General features: G+C 55.8%; 20 protein-coding genes. 14 read left to right on the forward strand and 6 right to left on the reverse strand.

Annotation, left to right across the window (positions count from 1 at the left end):
• Positions 1-243 precede the first annotated feature (243 nt).
• Genes EGT74_RS00430 through EGT74_RS00440 form a run of 3 tightly spaced genes read left to right on the forward strand, consistent with a single transcriptional unit; the run spans position 244 to position 2406 of the window.
• Positions 244-681: a hypothetical protein gene (locus EGT74_RS00430; protein WP_123844476.1), complete on the forward strand. Its 438-nt coding sequence runs from the start codon at positions 244-246 to the stop codon at positions 679-681.
• A 5-nt stretch (positions 682-686) separates the two neighbouring features.
• Entirely contained in the window at positions 687-1469 is a 783-nt protein-coding gene (locus EGT74_RS00435) for a fimbrial biogenesis chaperone (protein ID WP_123844477.1), read from the forward strand.
• A 31-nt stretch (positions 1470-1500) separates the two neighbouring features.
• Positions 1501-2406 (forward strand): hypothetical protein, encoded by a 906-nt coding sequence (locus EGT74_RS00440; RefSeq protein WP_123844478.1) that lies wholly within the window; start codon positions 1501-1503, stop codon positions 2404-2406.
• On the opposite strand, the gene EGT74_RS00445 is transcribed toward EGT74_RS00440, so the two are convergent.
• Entirely contained in the window at positions 2403-3254 is an 852-nt protein-coding gene (locus EGT74_RS00445) for a hypothetical protein (protein WP_123844479.1), read from the reverse strand. The genes EGT74_RS00440 and EGT74_RS00445 overlap by 4 nt on opposite strands.
• A gap of 336 nt (positions 3255-3590) precedes the next feature.
• Positions 3591-4568: a LuxE/PaaK family acyltransferase gene (locus EGT74_RS00450; RefSeq protein ID WP_123844480.1), complete on the reverse strand. Its 978-nt coding sequence runs from the start codon at positions 4566-4568 to the stop codon at positions 3591-3593.
• Between the two features lie 99 nt (positions 4569-4667).
• On the opposite strand from EGT74_RS00450, the gene EGT74_RS00455 reads away from it, so the two are divergent.
• Entirely contained in the window at positions 4668-5129 is a 462-nt protein-coding gene (locus tag EGT74_RS00455) for a hypothetical protein (RefSeq protein WP_123844481.1), read from the forward strand.
• A gap of 58 nt (positions 5130-5187) precedes the next feature.
• Complete coding sequence (locus EGT74_RS00460) at positions 5188-6726, forward strand: acyl-CoA carboxylase subunit beta (RefSeq protein WP_123844482.1); 1539 nt, start codon at positions 5188-5190, stop codon at positions 6724-6726.
• Between the two features lie 2 nt (positions 6727-6728).
• Here the strand turns inward: EGT74_RS00460 and EGT74_RS00465 are convergent, their stop codons facing one another.
• Complete coding sequence (locus tag EGT74_RS00465) at positions 6729-8048, reverse strand: sensor histidine kinase (RefSeq protein ID WP_123844483.1); 1320 nt, start codon at positions 8046-8048, stop codon at positions 6729-6731.
• Between the two features lie 42 nt (positions 8049-8090).
• Here EGT74_RS00465 and EGT74_RS00470 point away from each other — a divergent pair, with 42 nt between their 5' ends.
• From EGT74_RS00470 to EGT74_RS00485, 4 genes are all read left to right on the forward strand, one after another.
• The gene (locus EGT74_RS00470) at positions 8091-9002 is read left to right on the forward strand and encodes a UbiA family prenyltransferase (protein ID WP_123844484.1); all 912 of its coding nucleotides are present in this window, start codon (positions 8091-8093) and stop codon (positions 9000-9002) included.
• A 39-nt stretch (positions 9003-9041) separates the two neighbouring features.
• Complete coding sequence (locus EGT74_RS00475; protein ID WP_123844485.1) at positions 9042-10142, forward strand: M42 family metallopeptidase; 1101 nt, start codon at positions 9042-9044, stop codon at positions 10140-10142.
• 88 nt (positions 10143-10230) lie between these two features.
• Positions 10231-11220, forward strand: a complete 990-nt coding sequence (gene bioB, locus EGT74_RS00480) for a biotin synthase BioB (protein WP_123844486.1) — start codon at positions 10231-10233, stop codon at positions 11218-11220.
• Between the two features lie 62 nt (positions 11221-11282).
• Positions 11283-11909 carry a hypothetical protein gene (locus tag EGT74_RS00485; protein ID WP_123844487.1) on the forward strand — a complete coding sequence of 209 codons (627 nt, stop codon included), beginning with the start codon at positions 11283-11285 and terminating at the stop codon, positions 11907-11909.
• A gap of 66 nt (positions 11910-11975) precedes the next feature.
• On the opposite strand, the gene aroQ is transcribed toward EGT74_RS00485, so the two are convergent.
• The 3 genes from aroQ to ytxJ form a co-directional block, all read right to left on the reverse strand.
• Positions 11976-12395 carry a type II 3-dehydroquinate dehydratase gene (gene aroQ / locus EGT74_RS00490; protein WP_123844488.1) on the reverse strand — a complete coding sequence of 140 codons (420 nt, stop codon included), beginning with the start codon at positions 12393-12395 and terminating at the stop codon, positions 11976-11978.
• A 72-nt stretch (positions 12396-12467) separates the two neighbouring features.
• On the reverse strand, positions 12468-13028 hold the full coding sequence (locus tag EGT74_RS00495; RefSeq protein ID WP_123844489.1) for a UbiX family flavin prenyltransferase: 561 nt from the start codon (positions 13026-13028) through the stop codon (positions 12468-12470).
• Positions 13029-13231: 203 nt separating this feature from the next.
• The gene (gene ytxJ, locus EGT74_RS00500; protein ID WP_123844490.1) at positions 13232-13555 is read right to left on the reverse strand and encodes a bacillithiol system redox-active protein YtxJ; all 324 of its coding nucleotides are present in this window, start codon (positions 13553-13555) and stop codon (positions 13232-13234) included.
• Positions 13556-13892: 337 nt separating this feature from the next.
• On the opposite strand from ytxJ, the gene EGT74_RS00505 reads away from it, so the two are divergent.
• From EGT74_RS00505 to EGT74_RS00525, 5 genes are all read left to right on the forward strand, one after another.
• Entirely contained in the window at positions 13893-15263 is a 1371-nt protein-coding gene (locus EGT74_RS00505) for a UDP-N-acetylmuramate--L-alanine ligase (protein WP_123844491.1), read from the forward strand.
• Positions 15264-15267: 4 nt separating this feature from the next.
• Positions 15268-16044: a 3'-5' exonuclease gene (locus EGT74_RS00510; RefSeq protein WP_123844492.1), complete on the forward strand. Its 777-nt coding sequence runs from the start codon at positions 15268-15270 to the stop codon at positions 16042-16044.
• A 71-nt stretch (positions 16045-16115) separates the two neighbouring features.
• A complete protein-coding gene (locus EGT74_RS00515) occupies positions 16116-16835 on the forward strand; it encodes a polyprenol monophosphomannose synthase (RefSeq protein ID WP_123844493.1) in 720 nt (239 codons plus the stop codon).
• Positions 16832-17719, forward strand: coding sequence for a DMT family transporter (locus EGT74_RS00520; RefSeq protein WP_123844494.1), 888 nt, complete (start codon positions 16832-16834; stop codon positions 17717-17719). Before EGT74_RS00515 ends, EGT74_RS00520 begins: the two co-directional genes overlap by 4 nt.
• A gap of 119 nt (positions 17720-17838) precedes the next feature.
• Positions 17839-20664, forward strand: coding sequence for an alpha/beta hydrolase family protein (locus tag EGT74_RS00525; RefSeq protein ID WP_246008090.1), 2826 nt, complete (start codon positions 17839-17841; stop codon positions 20662-20664).
• Positions 20665-20668 lie beyond the last annotated feature (4 nt).

The following is a 20668-nucleotide window of genomic DNA, read 5'->3' on the forward strand; positions in this document are numbered from 1 at the left end:
TAGGTGTTTAATAAAGGGACAAACCAACAGCGTTGTGTTTGTAATAAAAAAATCTGCTCAGACGATTCAAAGAGGTTCATTATAAATTTAAGAAAAATAATGGCTGATAAATTAGTTTGGCGCTGTTATTTTGGTTAAATTCATGTTGCACCAAATACCTATCCGATGCGAAAACTTATCGTCGCATGTTTATTGTGCTGGGCATCTACGGCATCCAAAGCACAATCCACCGCCCCAGTAACCTTGACTGTTGATCTTGCCAACATCAGCGCCATCGTCATAGCACCGGCGTTTATCAATCCCACGATTTCCTATACCACACAGGCTCATTATGCCAATGGTGTAACGCTGAACCAGCCCGATGCCATGCAGGTGTTCAGCAACCGCCCTTATGTTGTATCCGTGGTGGCCACCACCGATCTGCAGGGGCCCAATTCCGTGACCATACCGGTTAACAGCGTCACCGTGACGCCCACCACCGCCACAACGGTAACAGGCCTGACATTGTCTGCGGCAGCCATCCCTACCGGCACCCCCGCAGCGCTGCTCACGTCCACTACCGGTACGGTCGGGCAGACGGTGAGCCTGGCGTACAGTACGGTGGGCGCGCCCACGGCTAATTTCCTGAAGCCGGCCGGACAGTATGTGGCCACGGTTACTTATTCCATCACCAACCCCTGAATGTATTGCGTACCATTTCGGTCATTGTTTTCATCGGGATGATGCTGGCGCGTTTACCGGCCCAGGCACAATCCGGCCTCGCCGCCACGCCCATGAAACTGTTTTTCGACGCCCCGCCCGGCAGCCCGCAAACACTGTCCGTTGCCCTGTCGAACCCATCGCCGCGGGTGATGGAAGCAGGTATCAGTCTGGCCGACTGGCGCCGCGACAGCAGCGGGCACATCGTGTATTATCCGCCCGGTTCACAGTCCAACAGCTGCGCCGCGTGGCTGAAAGTATTGCCCGGCGAACGGTTCAGCCTGCGGCCCGGTGAAACGAAACAGTTCTCCGTGATTTTGCAGGCGCCTGCGCGGGCCGACAGCCTCAAAAACAGCATGCTGTTTTTTACCCAGCTGAATACGGATTCCGCGAAGGACGAGCGCGGCATGCACATCCTCGTGGCGGTACGCGTAGGTGTACAGGTGATATACACGCCGCCGGGCCAGCACAAAAAGGACATCGACATCCTGGCGTTCAGCGACAGCCGCGATTCACTACGGGTAACATTGCAAAACACAGGGCAGCTGGAAGCAAACGGCAAAGCCGCCTGCGAACTGCTGCACCTGGCCAGCGGCAAAAAAAACAAACTGAAGGAAACGGATTTCTACACCCTCCCGGGCGCGCGGCGGGTGCTGCAATGGGCATTGCCGCCCGGGCTTGAAAAAGGGAAATACACCGCCACCGTGATGGTCGATATCGGGCCGGAGCAGGAATTAAAAATCGGTGAACTGGAATTCAGTCATGATTAAGCGGCTGACATACGGTGCGATAATGATGTGCATGATATGGCCGGCGGCGGCAAGGGCGCAGCTCTCCGTTACCTCTCCTGTCAGCCTTAATATCAATACGCCCACCCTGTTCCAGAACGGCACGCAACTGGCGATAACCAATCATGTTGTGTATACCACCCCACTGCTAGCCGCTTTATGGACGCTGCGCGTACGTTCTCAAAGCACTACGCTGACAGGGCCGGGCGGCGCTACGATTCCCATTGCGCAAACGAAAGTCCAGGTTACCAGTCTCACCTCCAACGGCACTCCCCAATCGGGAACTTACCCGGAAATTACGCTGAGCACGGCCGACCAGGATTTACAGGCCTCCGGGCTCAACCTGGCGCTGGTAGCCACACTCCGGTATTCCATCCGGTATACGTTGCTGGGCGGCGTGGATCTCCTGAAACCCGCCGGCACCTATGCCGCCACACTCACCTACACGCTCGCCAACCTCATCGGGCTGGGCACCGTTACAAATACCACTTCCCTACAGGTGAACATCACCAACCAGGCGGCCATCGTAGTGAACAATCCGACTGCCACCCTTTCGTTTACCCAGGCATCCCATTACCAGCTGGGGCGACAGCTGGTGCATACCAACGCGTTGCAGGCGTTCAGCAATATTCCTTACAGCATCAGTGTCAGAGCGGCTACGGATTTAATGAACGGCGCCAATAGCATTGCCGCCGGCAATGTACAGGTAACACCGGCGCTCGCAGCGCCTGCAAGCGGCGTATCTGTGTCGGGAGTCAGTTTATCCACTGCCAATCAAACCATCATCACCTCCACCGTGCCCACCTTGCAGCAGCTCTTCAACCTCACCTATTCCACCACAGCAGGCAATACGGCATTTCTCAACAAACCGGCAGGGGCTTATTCGACCACGCTCACGTACACGATCACCGCGCCTTAACGGTTAATGTCGGTCAGCGTTACTTTCCTTTTTTCGTTGATGATGATGTGGGTGGTATGGGTGAATACTTTATCCCCGTTCCCGTATTCGAGGAACATTTCCAGCGGCATGACCACCGGCGGGTACGAGCCGGCGATACGCATGCGCTCGATCTGGTTTTTGAAATGTCCCGGCATGAGGCTGTAACCGGGAAAAACGGAGTGAGGGTCCATGGGGATCCATACATAGGCGGTTACTTTCGCGTGATTGGTGTTCACCACGCGCGGGTCGTGGCGCAGGTTGTGGGCTACATATTCTTCGCAGGCCACACCGGCGATCACTTTTTTCGATCCGGTCCTGGTGAGCTGGCTGAGGTAGCCGATTTCACCGGGATAAACGGGCTCCATGTCTTTCAGGTCGAGGCGGGATTTATCACCGCTGGCGAAGCCGCCGATGCCGGTGAGCATCAGTTGGGATTCGCGCTGGAAGTCGCCGTAAAAATGGTACCGCGCCGCGGTGCTGCGGCTGGTGAGTTGTATGCAGAAAGCCGCGGCGGTGCTGCTGTAATACACCACGATGTCCTCTCCCCCGTCGATCACACGCTGGCTTCCCTGGAAGGCTTCGCTTTCCTGGTATACCGCCACGTCGTATTCGTAAGAAGAGTCGATCTGTACTTTTTCGTCGCCGCCGATCAGGAGCGTGGGATCGGGCTGTTTGTTTTTCTCCCGGAGCTGGGGGAACGATTCGTCCACGGTCTCTTCCGAGTCTGCCTGCTGCTTTTGTTTGCCGGTGATTTTCTTCAGCAGCTGCGCCTGCGACGCTTGCATGCAAAGCAGCAACAACGCCGTCAGCAATATAGGTTTTTTCATAGGGAGGCTGTTCTGCCCCGAAAGGTAAACATATTATTTTAAAGCACCATGCTTCGGTTTGTGTACTGCAGGGATATTCCTGCTCAGGCTGACGCGTCACATCCAGGTAAGCTGCACCCACCGGCGCGCCTTGTCATCCTTCTCAACTCCTCATTCGGTCTGCCTGTTACTGCGATATCTGCTTTGGCCGGCGCGTCGCATGCAGGTGAACAGCACTAACCGCCGCGCCTGCCACCCTTCTCAACTCCTCATTCGGCCTGCATATTGCTGCGATATCTGCTCAGGCGGCGCATCGCATGGAGGTGAACAGCACTAACCACCGCGCCTGCCATCTCCTCAACTCACCATCAGGCTGCATCCCCGCAGCGCGGAGTTATCCAGCCGTCCCAGTACTTCAAAGCTCCCGTCGGCGTGAAGGCGGCCGATATCGTCTGTGGCGATGAACGCGCAGGAATGGATGTTCGCCATGTCGACCACGTTGATCACACCGGCGGCGGAGGCGGCTGACAGGGCGAAGGGGTCATTCTCGTCACGCACCAGCACCTGCATCCAGGGCGGGCACCGGAAAATCCCTTTCCCTTTGGAATAAGCCTGGCTGAGCAGCTCCGTCATGCCGTATTCCGCATGGATGGCCGGTACGCCCAGTTGCTGCTGCAGGAAGGCATGCAGTTCTTCCCGCGTCCATTCCTCGCGGCGGCCCTTCATGCCGCCCGTTTCCATAACGATGGTATGCTCCAGGCTGAGTTGGTATTGTTCCGCGAAATCCAGCAAGGCAAAGGTGACGCCGATCAGCAGCACGGGCTGGCGGCGCGCCTCCAGTTCCTGCAGCGTACGGGCCAGCTTTTCGTGCTCGTAGAGGTAAAACCCGCTTTCCGGGCGGCCGCTGCGCACGATCATCTCCTGTACCATGTACACCAGCGAGGAGTGCTGCCGCTCCAGGTACGAAGGCAGCAGGCCCAGCACCACGAAGTTTTCCACCGGCCCGTAAAAACGCCGGAAGGCTTCCATGAAACTGCGTATATAGATGCCCGTGTCTTTCACCAGGTGCCGGCTGTTGAGCGTTTGGGTGGTGCCGCTGCTTTCGAATACCACGGCCGGTTCAAAATCGCCCGCGGTGACCCGGTGGGTCTTGAAAAACTGGATGGGCAGAAAAGGTATCTGTAAAACGGACTGCACGGCGGCCGGCTGCACCCGCAGGGCATCCACATACGCCCGGTACAGGGCGTTGGCCCGGTACTGGTAACGGAAAAGCTCCAGCACCAGGGCTTCTTCTCCCCCGCCCGCAAAAATCCGGTCTGCTAATGATTCGTTCATCGGGTGCAAATTTACAACCTGTATGTAACAATCCGGGGCAGGGCGGCGTTAATAATAAGGACGTTTTGCCTTTTGCTTAAATTAATGTAGGTTTGTTATATGAAGAAAATATTTGTTTTATCCACTATATTGATAGCTTTCCTCGGTTGTAAAAAAGACAATACGCTGGAAGGGAATAAACCAAAACTGACCTTCAAATCCGTATCCACGGAAGACGTGCCTGCAGACATGAAACTCCTCAGCTTCACCTTCCGGTTGCAGGACAATAACGGCGACACCGAAGCCGCCATGTACGTGAACGATATCCGTTTTGACGATGAAACAAAATTCGACGAAATCTTCATGCCCTCCCTCGAAAGCCATAAAGGCATCAAACTCGATGCAGAAGTGACGCTGTATGTGAGCGACCTTGGCGACGACGTACGCCTGCGCCTGCGCGAAGGCCGCGACCCGGACATCGTGCCCAACCCCGACACCCTGCAGTACCGCGTATTCGTGCTCGATAACGCCGGCAACAGCAGCGATACCATTACCCTTCCCAAAGTAGCGGTTCACCGCTGATTCCGCATTTCTTCATGTATTGCAACGGATTAGCACCGCTTTCCGTATTTTTACAGGTATGAGCAAGATTCAGGACCTACATTCCAAGATAGCCGCGGCCCAACTCGGTGGCGGACAGGCACGCATTGATTCCCAGCACAAGAAAGGCAAGCTCACCGCCCGCGAAAGGCTGCAGCTGCTGCTCGACGAGGGTTCCTTTGAAGAGATCGGCATGTTCGTGCACAACCGCAACAAGGGCCTGACAACCGAACAGGAACAGTTTCCCGGCGACGGGGTGGTGACCGGTTACGGCACCGTCAACGGCCGGCTGGTATATGTATTTTCCCAGGATTTCACCGTGTACGGCGGCAGCCTCTCCGAGCCGCACGCCCGTAAAATATGCCGTATCATGGACCTTGCCATGGAAAACGGCGCTCCCCTCGTAGGCCTTAACGACAGCGGCGGCGCACGCATCCAGGAAGGTGTGGTGAGCCTCGCCGGTTATGCAGACATCTTTTACCGCAACACCCGCGCCTCCGGCGTTATTCCCCAGATATCCGCCATCATGGGCCCCTGTGCCGGCGGCGCCGTATATTCCCCCGCCATCACCGACTTCATCCTGATGGTGGAAAACACTTCCTACATGTTCGTGACCGGCCCCAACGTGGTGAAAACGGTGACGCATGAAGAAGTGACCTCCGAAGCCCTCGGCGGCGCGCATACCCACGCCACCAAAAGCGGCGTCACGCATTTTGCCTGCGCCAACGAAGTGGAATGCATCCAGCATATCAAGGAGCTGCTCAGCTACATGCCGCAGAACTGTGAGGACACGGCCCCTGTTTACGCTTATGAAAGCGCCAACGAAAGCCGCCCCGCACTCAATAACATGATCCCGGAAAATCCCAACCAGCCTTACGATATGAAGGAAGTGATTGCCGAGCTGACAGACGCCGGCAGTTTCCTGGAGGTGCATAAAGATTTTGCCGACAACATCATCGTGGGGTTTGCCCGCATTGCCGGGCGCAGCATCGGCATCGTGGCCAACCAGCCCGCCGTGCTGGCCGGTGTGCTCGACATTCACGCCTCCGTGAAAGGCGCCCGCTTCACCCGGTTCTGCGATGCTTTCAACATCCCCCTGCTGGTACTGGTAGACGTGCCCGGCTTTTTACCCGGCACCGACCAGGAATGGAACGGCATCATCACGAACGGCGCCAAGCTGCTGTTCGCCCTTAGTGAGGCCACCGTACCCAAAATCACCGTCACCACCCGCAAAGCCTACGGCGGCGCGTATTGCGTGATGAACTCCAAACACATCGGGGCCGATCTCAACTACGCCTTCCCGCAGGCGGAAATCGCCGTAATGGGCCCCAAAGGCGCGGTGGAGATCATCTACAAAAAAGAAATAGACACCGCCCCCAACCCGGAAGCGCGCATGAGCGAACTGGTGGCCGACTACACCGAACGTTTCGCCAACCCTTACCTCGCGGCGGAAAAAGGCTACATCGACGAAGTGGTGACGCCGGAACAGACCCGAGAAAAACTGATCAAAGGCTATAAAATGCTGGAGAACAAAGTGGTGAACATGCCCCGGAAAAAACACGGGAACATTCCTTTATAATTTCAAGAAGCCGACGAGGCCGGTAACTCCCCCGCCGGAAGATACACCGTAAACCGCGTGCCTTGTTCAGGCGCGCTTTCCACGGTGATCACGCCGCCGTTCTGACGCGCGAACTCGTTGCAGAGCATCAGGCCCACACCGGTGCCGCGCTCGCCGCCGGTGCCGTAATCGGGGTTCTGCCACGATGTGAACAGGGCGCTGACCTGCGTGGGCGTCATCCCTTTACCCTCATCGCTCACCTGCACTACTTTCCGGGTACCCTCCCGGTGTACCGTGAGGCTGATGTGGCCGCCGGCATAACTGAACTTCAGCGCGTTACTGAGCAGGTTGCGCAGGATAACGGCCACCTGGTCGCGGTCCGCATGCACCGCCGCTATGGGCGATACATCTACCGTAATCCGGATATCCTTTTCCTGCACCACCATCTGGAAAAAATGCAGGATTTCCGTGATGAGGGGCGGCAGCAGGAAATCTTCCGGCTCCGTTTTAATCCCCCGCATATTGCGCGAGCTCCAGCGCAGCACGTTATCCAGCGCGCCGCCCAGCTGGGTCACCTTTTTATGCAGCACCACGGCCGCATCTTCCATCATGGGCTGGGGATATTCACCCTTGCTGAACATCTCGAGCAGCATCTCCAGCGTGGCCAGCGGGCTGCGGATGTCGTGGGTAACGATCGACAGCAGTTTTTCCTTGTCCTTATTCATGCCCGCCAGCACCTGCCGCTGCCGGTCGAGCTCCGCATGGTAATCATTCTGGATGCGTTTGAAAAAACTCAGCGATACGGGCACAAAAATGATGGAGAACCCTATGTTCACCCATACCCGCGACGCCGGTACGGGCTCGGCCAGCGACCAGTGTTGCGGGTACAGTACGATCAACAGGAACGCGCTGCAGATGATCACGCTCAGGCCGGCAACCATCCATTTGTTGTCGTACACGAGGATGCTGGCGATGAGGATATTGAGCAGGAAATATTCCGCCCCGTTATGAAAATACAGGCCGGTAAAGGCATATATCGCCGTGCTGAAAAAGATCAGCACCATGCGGGCGCTGAGGTATTTGCGCCGTTTGTGGAAATAGAAAACCGCCAGGCAGGAAAGGGTATTGACAATGTTGAGCACCGACAGCAGCCAGCGGCCCTGGAAGGCGTTCAGTACCGCAAAGAAAAACATCATGGGGATGCAGGGAATGGCCAGCAGGTTCAGGAGCTTGGTGCGGCGCGCTTCCACGAACGACATGGCAGGCGTTACACCGATGTGTACGAGCCGGTACCAGGAAGCCTCAAAGAACTGGTATAGGATATACTTGAGCCGCTTGAACATTGCCCCGCAAAGATAATTTTAAAAAACGATACGCGATATAGCATGAACAGGCCACTACGGCCGGTTGGCGCATTCAGCCGGCCCGGCGACGGTTTTTTAATTATTTTAGCCCCCATGTTACGGGGCCTCTTCAACTTTCTCCTTTTCAGTTCCATTTACATCGCCGTCTGCGCCGTGCTGATGGCCTGGGAAACGGCTGAACTGCTCAGCCTGGAATTCGACCGGTTCAACTATGCGGGCTTCGTTTTCTTTTCCACCATCTGCAGCTACAATTTCCACTGGTACCTGACGCCCGGTTCGCCCCGCCATTCCGAGCGCATCCTCTGGGGTCAAAGGCAGCGCGCCCTTCAGCTGACCGGCTGCGTGATCGGGATGCTCGGAGCGGGATGGTTCTTTATGCCACTGGCGCAGCACTGGCTGCCCATCAGCGGCGCCGTGGCGCTCACATTCCTCTATTCCGCGCCCAAACTCCCCATGTTCCGCTGGCTCAGCAAAATCGCCGTGGGCAAAACCATCTTCCTGGCCGCGGTGTGGACCTACGTGACCACCACCCTGCCCGCGCTCATTGCCGGGAAGCTGGACGCCGACGGGGTGTACCTCACCGTATACCGCTTCTTCTTCGTATATGCCATCTGCATCCTGTTCGATTACCGCGACCGGGAGGAAGACCGGGAAGCCGGCATCCGCAGCCTCATTACCAGACTCGAGGATCCGCATCTCGACAAACTTTATTACAGTTCGCTGGTGGTGGCCTGGATATGCGCCTTCCTGCTGGCGCCCGCCGTACCGCTGTTTGCGCTGTTCAGCCTGCTGCTGCCCCTGGTCATAACAGGCATGATTAAACGATACGCGCAGACCCATACTTCCGATTACGTGTATTACTTTTTCCTCGACGGGCTCATGATGCTGTCCGCCCTCATCCACGGCTGCTGGCGGCTTGCGGGAGGAATATGACCCGGAATCCTTATTTTTGCTCACTTAACCTGAACAACGATGTCTAAAAAACAGAAATCCATATTAACAAAAGACTCCCTTACGTTTTTAAAGAATTACCTGAACAATGCCTCTCCTACCGGTTTTGAGAAGGAAGGGCAGAAACTCTGGCTGCAATACCTGAAACCATATATCGACGATACGATCGTTGACCCGTACGGTTCCGCCGTGGGCGTCATCAACCCCGAAGCCACTTTCAAAGTAGTGATCGAGGCGCATGCCGATGAAATCTCCTGGTTCGTCAATTACGTGTCGCCCGAAGGACTGATCTACGTGATCCGCAACGGCGGCTCCGACCAGGCCATCGCCCCTTCGATGCGCGTGAATATCCATACGGACAAAGGCATCGTAAAAGCCGTATTCGGCTGGCCCGCCATCCACACCCGCCTGCGCAGCGGCGACGGGAAGGAGCCGCAGCCGAAAGTCGACAATATCTTCCTCGACTGCGGCGCCCGTAACCGCAAGGAAGTGGAAGAGCTCGGCATTCACGTGGGTTGTGTGGTGACGTTCGACGCCGGCTTTGAAGAACTGAGCTACGATCATTACATCTGCCGCGCCATCGACAATCGCATCGGCGGGTTTATGATCGCCGAGGTGGCCCGCCTGCTGAAGGAAAATAAACAGCGCCTGCCTTTCGGCCTGTACATCGTGAACGCGGTGCAGGAGGAAGTGGGGCTGCGCGGCGCCGAAATGATCGCCAAACGCATCAAACCGAACGTCGCCATCATCACCGACGTAACGCACGATACCACCACCCCGATGATCAACAAAAACATCGAAGGGGAAATCAAATGCGGCAACGGCCCCAGCATCACCTACGGTCCGGCCGTGCACAACATCCTGCGCGACCTGATCATCAAAACGGCGCAGAAGGAAAAGATCCCCCACCAGCTGCACGCCGTGAGCCGCAGCACCGGTACCGATACGGACGCCTTCGCCTATTCGAACGACGGCACCCCTTCCGCCCTGATCAGCATCCCCCTCCGCTATATGCACACCACCGTGGAAATGATCAAGAAGGAAGACGTGGAAAACACCATCCGCCTCATTTACCAGACGCTGCTCAACATTACGCCGAAAACCAATTTCCAATACCTGTAACCTGATAGGGCAAAAAATTTACATATTTCGGGCTACCGGATCGGTAATTCGTAATTGATTTGTATGTTTGCCGCTAAATCCGAAGTTTATGATCCGTCACGACTGGACACTTGAAGAAATAAAGGATATCTATAATACGCCCCTGCTGGAGCTCATGTACCGTGCCGCCACGCTGCACCGCGAGTACCAGGACACGGCGGAAGTGCAGGTATGCACCCTGCTTTCCATCAAAACAGGCGGCTGCTCCGAAGATTGCGCTTACTGCCCCCAGGCAGCCCGATATAACACCGGCATTGATGTGCAGGCCCTCATGAAAAAAGACGAGGTACTCGAGTACGCCCGCAAAGCCAAGGAAGCCGGCTCCACCCGCTTCTGTATGGGCGCCGCCTGGCGCGAGGTGCGCGATAACCGCGACTTCGACCGGGTGATCGACATGGTGAAGGGCGTGAACGAGATCGGCATGGAAGTATGCTGCACCCTGGGCATGCTCACCGAAAGCCAGGCGCAGAAACTGGCCGACGCCGGTTTGTATTCCTACAACCACAACCTCGACACTTCCGACGAATATTACGGTGAGATCATCACCACCCGTACGTACGACGACCGCCTGCAAACCATCGACAACGTGCGCAAGGCCGGCGTAACCGTTTGCTGCGGAGGGATCATCGGCCTCGGCGAAAGCCATGAAGACCGCATCAACATGCTGCTGACGCTGTCTACCATGCCCGAGCATCCCGATTCCGTGCCCATCAACGCCCTTACCCGCGTAAAAGGCACCCCGCTGGAGCATATGCCGAAAGTGGAATTCTGGGACATGGTGCGCATGATCGCCACTACCCGCATCCTCATGCCCAAAGCTATGGTGCGCCTCAGCGCCGGCCGCGCCGAAATGAGCATCTCCGAACAGGCCATGTGTTTTATGGCGGGCGCCAACTCCATCTTCACCGGGGAAAAGCTGCTCACCACCAAAAACCCTTCCTTCGAAGAAGACCACATGATGTTCGAGCTGCTGGGCCTCAAACCCCGCGAAGCTTTCAAGGAAGAAAAAGAATGCTGCGACCATACCCACGCACACTAAATCATTACATAAAAGGCCTTCCCCGCGAAGGCCTTTTTTAGAAATTTTCCGAACTTTACAGCATGTTACAGCAGTTTAAAGTATACAGGCACAACATCCGTTTCCGCAAGATCCAGGAGCACAGCGAAGCCACCTACCAGCACTGGCTGGAACAGGGTAAACCGCTGCCCGTGCCGCACATCGCCAAACAGAAAACCATCCAGGAATACAAGAACCGGTATGGTATCGGCACGCTGGTGGAAACAGGCACCTACCTGGGCGATATGGTGGCCGCGCAGCTGCCGCACTTCTCCCTCCTCATTTCCATCGAACTGAGCGAAGAACTGCATAAACGCGCCAAAATCCGCTTCCGCAAAAACCGCGAGGTGAAACTGTACCAGGGCGACAGCGGGAAGGTATTGCACCACATCGTGCCCAAACTCAAAGAGCCCGCCATTTTCTGGCTCGACGGGCACTACTCCGCCGGCATTACCGCCAAAGGCGACCTCATCTGCCCGATCTACGCGGAACTGGACGCAATCTTCAAACAAACCGACGTTCCCCACGTGCTGCTCATCGACGATGCGCAGGACTTCACCGGGCAACACGATTACCCCACGCTCGAGGCCCTCACCGCCTACATTCACAAACTGGCGCCGGCTTACCGGGTGGAAGTAAAAGACTATGTGATCCGCGTCACCCGCGGGTAAAATACATCGCACATAAAAGGCCGGCGCACCCATGGTACGCCGGCCTTTTTTATTTGGAACGGGTCGTTATTTCGATAAAAAATATCCTACGCCCAGCGCGTAACCTTTCATGCCCAGCCCGCAGATCACGCCTACCGCTTTGGCGGCCGTCAGCGACGTGTGGCGGAACTCTTCCCGCGCGTAAATGTTGCTGATATGGATTTCCACCACGGGGGTTTTGATGCCCGCAATGGCGTCGCGGATGGCTACGGAAGTGTGGGTGTACGCCCCAGCGTTGAGCAGGATGCCATCGTGCGAAAAACCGACGGCATGCAGGTGGTTCACCAGTTCCCCTTCCACGTTGCTCTGGAAATAATCGAAGCTGACCTCCGGGAACTGCTGCTTCAGCGTATCGAGGTATTGTTCAAATGTAAGGCTGCCGTACACCTCCGGCTCGCGTTTGCCGAGGAGGTTCAGGTTCGGGCCGTTGATGATGGCTATTTTCATACGTTGTACTGGTTGTTATGTGCTGCGCCGTTGCCGGCGGTGATGTGACTGTTGATGATGCGCTGTGGTGCGTTATTCTCCCCACCGGAAAGTGTCCTGCTCCAGCCCGGCGAGGTCGATCACCCGGTCCACTACCGTGGCCGCCACATCCTCGATGGTGACGGGTTTGCTGTAAAACGAAGGCGTAGCCGGGCAGATGATGCCGCCTGCTTCCGTGACCGTTTGCATGTTGCGGATGTGCACGAGGTTGTACGGTGTATCGCGCAGCACACAGATCAGCTTGCGGCGTTCTTTGAGCACCACGTCGGCCGCGCGGGTGATCAGGTCGTTGGAGATGCCGCCCGCAATGCGGCCCAGCGTGCCCATGGAACAGGGGCAGATGATCATGGTATTGAAACGCCCGCTGCCGGAGGCAAAGGGAGCGTGAAAGTCGTTCTGCGAAAAAACGGGAAACGGCAGTTGCTCGAATCCCCGGTCGTCCAGTTCCGTTTCCCAAACGGTCTTAGCGTTGGCCGTCATCACAATGGCCACCTGGTCTACCTGCTCCTTCAGCACGGCCAGCTTGTTCAGCAGCTGCCTTGCGTAGATGGAACCGCTTGCACCCGTAACCGCCACAACTATACGATGTTTCATAGCAGCAAAGCTAATAAAAAAGCGGATGGGTGCTTTGGGGTGATCAACTGAAAACAGGAAGTTATTTTTTCAGGGAAGCATCACGCAGGGACTTTTAAAAGTCATTACCGGCAAAAGGACAACTGCTGCTGATCATTTCAGCAGGCCGGGATAGCCAACCCATAAAAAAAGGCCCCGGGTACACCCGGAGCCTTCCAATATTTTTAATTCTGTGAAGCCAGTTCTTCCATCCTGATGTCCGAATGGCTGGCGTCGTATATGCACTCCCCGTTACGGATAAGCAACACCTGCGGAGATTCGTGCTCTACTTTGTAAAGCTCCGCGATGCGGTTGCTGATGGAGCGGTAACGGATCAGGTCGAGATAATAAAAATCCATCCCTTCCGGCTCGTCGGACCGTTCCAGGCGGCTCTTGGCCATGCTGCTGATACTGCAGCGGGTGCTGTGCTTGAATATTACAACCGGGCGGTCGAATGATTGTTCCTTTATCGCATTCAGCTGCTCTTCACTTTCCAGTGCGATCCACATAGTGTTCCACATTTAAATTTCACTAACAGTTTTTGTTTTGCTCATGCTGCACTTTCGTAATCTTCATCGGGCAACCCAGTTTCTGGGAGGCACACGAAGAAAACATGGCAGCCACTACCACCATTACACAAAATGTACCAATTACGCGGTAAACAGATTTCATAGCTTGCTTTTTTGCAAATAAACGAAATTTCATAGGCTTGGATTATAGAACTTTGTGAATCGTTTTTTGTAACGTTATTTTGCAAATATATACTTTATATTAAAAAAAACAATCTTATGAGTTGTTAATTACCTGTTATAACAGGTAAAGCACACGCGTAAGTTCCTGATAAGCATGGCAAAAGTACATTTTATAGCGATCGGCGGCAGTGTAATGCACCAGCTCGCCCTCGCCCTCCGGAGCAAAGGGTACCAGGTAAGCGGCAGCGACGATGAAATTTATGAGCCCGCCCGCACCAACCTCGCCAATGCCGGCATTTTACCGGCCGCCATCGGCTGGGATCCGGCCCGCATCAGCGCAGACCTCGACGCCGTTATCCTGGGCATGCACGCCCGGGCCGACAATCCCGAGCTTATACGGGCGCAGGAACTGGGGCTGAAAATCTACTCCTTCCCCGAATACATCTACCAGGAGAGCAAAGATAAAACCCGTGTGGCCATCGGCGGCAGCCACGGCAAAACAACCATTACCTCGATGGTGATGCACGTATTGCAGCAATGCCACCGGCAGTTCGATTACCTGGTGGGCGCGAAGCTGGAAGGGTTCCCGCAATCCGTGAACGTGACGGACGCCCCGCTGATCGTTTGCGAGGCCGACGAATACCCGGCTTCCGTGCTCGAAAAACGGCCGAAGTTCCATTTCCTCCACCCCCACATCGCCGTATTGAGCGGCATTGCCTGGGACCATATCAACGTATTTCCCACGTTCGACATCTACCTTGAACAGTTCGCCATCTTCATCCGTACCATGGAAGCGGGCGGGCGGCTGATCTACAACAGTACCGACGAAACGCTGCGCAAACTGGTGGAAAAGGAAGGCGGTCACCTCGAATGTATTCCCTACACGGTGCCGGAGCATACCATCATCAACGGCACTACCCGCGTACGGTTCGGCAATGCCTCTACCGACCTCCTGGTGTTCGGCGAGCATAACCTGCTCAACATCCACGCCGCACTGCACGTTTGCCGCGCCCTGGGTGTGGGCGATATCGACTTCCTGGCGGCCATCGCCAGCTTTAAAGGCGCCGCCAAACGGATGGAGCTGGTGGCGAAGAACGAAGAAACGGCCATTTACCGCGACTTCGCGCACGCCCCTTCCAAAGTGAAGGCCACCATCAACGCCCTGCGCAACCAGTACCCGCAGCGCAAACTCGTTGCCGTGCTGGAACTGCATACCTATAGCAGCCTGAATGCCGATTTTATGAAGGAATACGCCGGCGCGCTCAACCCGGCCGACGTGGCCGCCGTGTTTTACAGCGCGCATGCCCTCGAAATAAAACGCATGCCGGACCTGCACCCCGACGTTATCAAAGAAGGCTTTGCCCGCAAAGACCTCACCGTGATCAATAAACGCGCCGCCCTCGAAGCGTTCCTGGATGGGCAGGATTTTGAAAATACCAATCTTCTCATGATGAGCTCCGGCGATTATGAAGGGATGGAATTCGGAGGATTGAAAAAATATTTATCGGTTAAGAAACCATCTTAAAAACATGTCAGCTTTACAACTCACCCGCCCCTTAGCGTTTATCGACCTTGAAACAACAGGTACCAATGTAGCGACCGACCGCATCATTGAAATCGCCATTATCAAAGTGATGCCGGACCGTTCCATGAACAGGAAAGTAAAGCGCATCAATCCCGGCATGCCCATCCCTGCCGCCACTACCGCCATTCACGGTATTACGGACGACGACGTAAAAGACGAGCCCACCTTCAAACAGGTGGCCAACGAACTGCGGCAGTTCATGGAGCATTGCGACATCGCGGGTTACAATTCCAACCGTTTCGACATCCCGATGCTGGTGGAAGAATTCCTCCGTGCGGACCTGGCTTTCGATATCAGCGACCGCCGTTTTGTGGACGTGCAGAAGATTTTCCACCTCATGGAAAAACGCACCCTCAGCGCCGCCTATAGGTTCTATTGCGACAAGGACCTCGAGAACGCCCACAGCGCCGAAGCGGACGCCTTCGCCACCTTCGAGATACTGGAAGCACAGCTCATCCGTTACGAAGCCCAGCTGAAACCCGATGTGGACGCACTCGCCGTTTTCACCAAAGAAGACGATTACGTGGATTTCGCCCGCCGCATCGTGATGCAGAACGGCGTGGAGATGTTCAACTTCGGTAAATACAAAGGCCGCCCCGTGCGCGATGTACTGAAGGTGGAACCGCAGTATTACGACTGGATGATGAAAGCGGATTTCCCCCTCAACACCAAACAGAAACTGACAGAGATCTACACCAATATGATGCTAAAAAAATTGTAATGTTTATCAAAACATGCTATTTTGCGAGGGGAATTCCCTATTTTCGCCATCCTAAAAAAAGCCGCTGCTAATTGGAAAAGTTGGTTATCATACCTACGTACAATGAGAAAGATAATATCCGTCAGATCATTGGCGCAGTATTTTCGTTACAACAGGATTTCCACATACTGATAGTAGACGACGGTTCTCCTGACGGCACCGGCGGCATCGTAAAAGAACTCCAGGCGCAGCACCCGGGACAGTTATTCCTCGAAGAACGAAAGGGCAAGCTGGGCCTCGGCACGGCTTATATCCACGGCTTTAAATGGGCCCTCGCACGGCAATACCAGTATATCTTTGAAATGGACGCGGACTTTTCGCACAACCCGCAGGATCTTGTGCGGCTGCACGATGCCTGCGCCTATAAAGGGGCCGACGTTGCCGTGGGCTCCCGCTATGTGAAAGGCGGCAAAACGGAAAACTGGCCCTGGGACAGGGCGGTGCTGTCGTACGGCGCGTCCGTTTACGTGCGCCTCGTTACCTGGATGCCCGTCAAAGACGCTACGGCCGGTTTCGTGTGCTACAAAAGAGCCGTGCTTGAAAAAATCGAACTGGACAGGATACAGTTCGTCGGCTACGCTTTCCAGATCGAAATGAAATTTACCGCCTGGAAGCTCGGCTTCAAAATCGCTGAAGTACCCATCACTTTTATAGACCGTAAGGAAGGATATTCAAAAATGAGTAAAGGCATTGTGAAAGAAGGCATTCTGGGTGTGCTGAAGATTCAGTGGCAGAGCCTGTTCGGAAAATGAAAAAAGCATTCTTACAACTCCATCTCTCGGTTTTCCTCGCCGGTTTTACCGGCATTCTCGGTAAGCTCATTACCCTCAACGAAGGTTTGCTGGTATGGTACCGGCTGCTTCTCACCGTCGTGACCATGTTCGTGCTCTTCCGCTGGCAGGGCAAACTGAAAAAACTGCCCTGGGGCGCCGTGCTGCGCATCGGCGGCACCGGCTTCATCGTAGCCATGCACTGGGTGTTTTTCTACGCCAGCATCAAATACGCCAACGTATCCATCGGGGTGGTCTGCTTTTCGCTCACGAGCCTTTTTACGGCCGTGTTCGACCCGCTGATCAACCGGCGCCGCTTCGATACGGTGGAGCTCCTGCTCAGCATGCTCACCCTCGCCGGCATCCTGCTCATTTTTCATTTCGACACGCAGTACCGCACCGGCATCATCCTCGGCATCATCTCCTCCATGTTCGCGGCCCTGTTTACCGTGTTCAACAAAAGGCTGGTGGTGAAATACGACACGCCGAACATCACCTTCTACGAACTGGGCGTGGGCCTGCTGGGCATCAGCCTGCTCATGCCTTTTTACCTCCAGGCCTTCCCCGTGGCATCGCTCATCCCCTCCGGCATGGATGCCTTGTACCTGCTGCTCCTCAGCTGGTTCTGCACCGTACTGATGTACACCCTGTCCATGAACGCTTTGCAGAAGATATCGGCCTTCACCGTGAACCTCTGTTTCAACCTCGAGCCTTTGTACACGATCATACTGGCTTTTGTGATCTTCAGGGAAAACGAAATGCTGCAGGGCGGCTTCTATGCCGGCCTGGGCCTCATCCTGCTCTCGGTGGCCCTCCAGATGCTGCGTGTGGTGCGCCAGGCGCGCAGGAAGGTGCCCGCCCCCTGACCACTCATCACTTCCACCGTCATTTTGCCGCCGGAATTGTTATTTTCGGCCCACAATCAGCGAATCTATAACCGTCAGCGGCCCGCGGCCGCCCAACAAAAATCAAAACCAAACGGCTTATGAACATGTCAAGAGGCTGGCTCCTGTCCCTCACCTTATTGTTGCCGGCAGGCCTTAGCGCCCAATCCAAAAAACCGCTCGATCACAGCGTGTACGACAGCTGGCAAAGCATCGGCACCAAAACCGTCAGCAATAACGGCAAATGGGTAGCCTATACCATCACGCCGCAGGAAGGCGACGCCACCCTGGTGATCCGCAACCTGAAAACCGGCGGGGACATGAAATTCCCCCGCGGCGCGGCGCCCGTGTTCACGGAAGACTCGCGCTACGCGGTGTTCGGCATCAAACCGCCCTTCAGGGAAGTAAGGCAGGCGCGCATCAAAAAGAAAACGCCCGACCAGATGCCGAAAGATTCCATGGGCCTGCTGCTGCTGAGCGACGATAAGGGCGTGTACCTGCCCATCGCCAACGTCAGATCATTTAAAACGCCGGAAAAAGGCAGCGGTGTGATCGCCTACCTGCAGGACGCCCCCAAAACAGATACCGCCAAAAACGCAAAGAAACCGGCGGCCAGGGATACCGACGCGGATGAAGATACGCCCGGCAAACCCGGCGGTGCGGAAGCAGGCACCCTGATGATCGTGTATACCAACAACGGCGGCACCGACTCCGTGAAATACGTGACTTCCTACACCATCAGCAAACCAGGCAATAAAATCGCCATCGTGGTGAACCCTCCCAAAAAGGATTCCCTGGCCAAACCCTGCGTTCTGCTCTGGGATGTGGCCGCCCGTAAAGCGGACACCATCAGCCGCGGCCACGGCAGCTTCGCACAGTTCGCCTTCGATGAAAAAGGCACGCAGCTGGCTTATGCCGGCAGCCGCGACAGCGCCAAAGCCGCGCAGAAATTCTATTCATTGTATTATTACCAGAAGGGTGCGGATAGCGCGGAACTTAGGGTGAAACCCTCCACCGCCGGCATGCCCGCCAAATGGGCCGTGTCAGAGAACGGGGCGATCAGTTTCTCCAAAAGCGGCCACGCCCTGTTTTTCGGCACTGCGCCCGTAGCCCCGCCGAAAGACACTACCATCGTGGATTTTGAAGTGGCGAAGGTCGACATCTGGCATTACAAAGACGACTACCTCCAGACGATGCAGCTCAAAAACCTCGACCGCGACCTGAAAAAAAGTTACGCCGCCGCCTACTTCCCCAAAGAGCAGCAGCTGGTGCAACTGGCCGACCAGGAGATCGAAACGTTCGTACCGCTCAACGAAGGCGACCATACTTACGGTATCGGCTACACGGATATCAATAACCGCGTGGAAATGCAATGGAAAGGCAATACCGTTAAATCCGCCTACCTCATCAATATCCGCACCGGCCAGCGCAAGCTCATCAAGGAAAACCTGGCGGGTTATTATTTCCCGTCGCCGAAGGGCAAATTCCTGCTGTGGTTCGACCTGCCGCAGGGCCAGTGGTTTACCTACGAAACCGCCACCGGCACTACCCGCAACATCAGCGCGGGTTTCCCCGTAAAACTGGCGGACGAGGAAATGGACATGCCCGATTACCCGCGCCCATACATGCCGAGCGGCTGGCTGGAAGACGATAAATATGTGTACATCAACGACCGGTACGACATCTGGCAGACCGACCCGCTGGGCAAAACCGCTCCCGTGATGATCACGCAGGGCCTTGGCCGGAAAACCCGCACTGAATTGCGTTACGAAAGGCTCGATAAGGAAGAGCGGTTCTTTACGCCCAAACAAACCCTGCTGCTGCGCGCGTTCAACGACTCTACCCGTTACGCCGGGTATTACAGCCTGCAGCTGGGCAGCAAAAACGGGCCCAAAGAGATCGTGACCGGCCCTTATTCCTACCTCGGCATCGAAAAGGCGAAAAACGCCCCGATATACGTCTTCCAGCGCCAGAACTACATCGCCTCTCCCGACGTGTACGCCGGCGCCGATATTGCCACCGCAGCGCGCCTGAGCGCCATCAACCCGCAACAGGCACAATACAACTGGGGCACGGCGGAACTGTTTTCGTGGACCACCTACAACGGCAAAACCACCGAAGGCATCGTATACAAACCCGAAGATTTCGACCCGAACAAAAAGTACCCGGTGCTCATTTATTTTTATGAGAAACTCACCGATGGCTTATACACTTACCAGGCGCCCGCTCCCACCCCGTCGCGCCTGAACATTTCGTTCTTCGTGAGCCGCGGGTACGTGGTACTGGCGCCGGACATCCGGTACGAAACCGGCAAGCCCGGCAAAAGCGCCTATGATTATATCGTGAGCGGCGCGGAAGCGCTGGCCCGCAACCCCTGGATCGACAAAGCCAACATGGGCATACAGGGCCAGAGCTGGGGCGGCTACCAGGTATGTTACCTGATCACCGCCACCCCGATGTTCAAAGCCGCCTGGGCAGGCGCTCCCGTGAGCAACATGACCAGTGCGTACGGCGGCATCCGCTGGGAAAGCGGCATGAACCGTCAGTTCCAGTACGAACATACGCAGAGCCGCATCGGCGCCACGCTGTGGGATAAACCGGAGCTCTACATCGAAAACTCCCCGCTGTTCCACCTGCCGAAAGTGACCACGCCGCTGGCCATCATGGCCAACGACGCGGACGGCGCCGTGCCCTGGTACCAGGGCATCGAAATGTTCACCGGCCTGCGCCGCCTCGGCAAACCGGTGTGGATGCTCAATTACAATAACGAAGCCCACAACCTGGTGCAGCGCCAGAACCGGAAAGACATCCAGATCCGCGAGCAGCAGTTCTTCGACCATTTCCTCAAAGGCGCGCCCGCCCCGCAATGGATCAAAACCGGTGTGCCCGCGGTGGAAAAAGGACGCAACTGGGGATTCGGGGAGTAACGGT

The sequence above is a fragment of the Chitinophaga lutea genome, assembly GCF_003813775.1.
Lineage (GTDB): Bacteria > Bacteroidota > Bacteroidia > Chitinophagales > Chitinophagaceae > Chitinophaga > Chitinophaga lutea.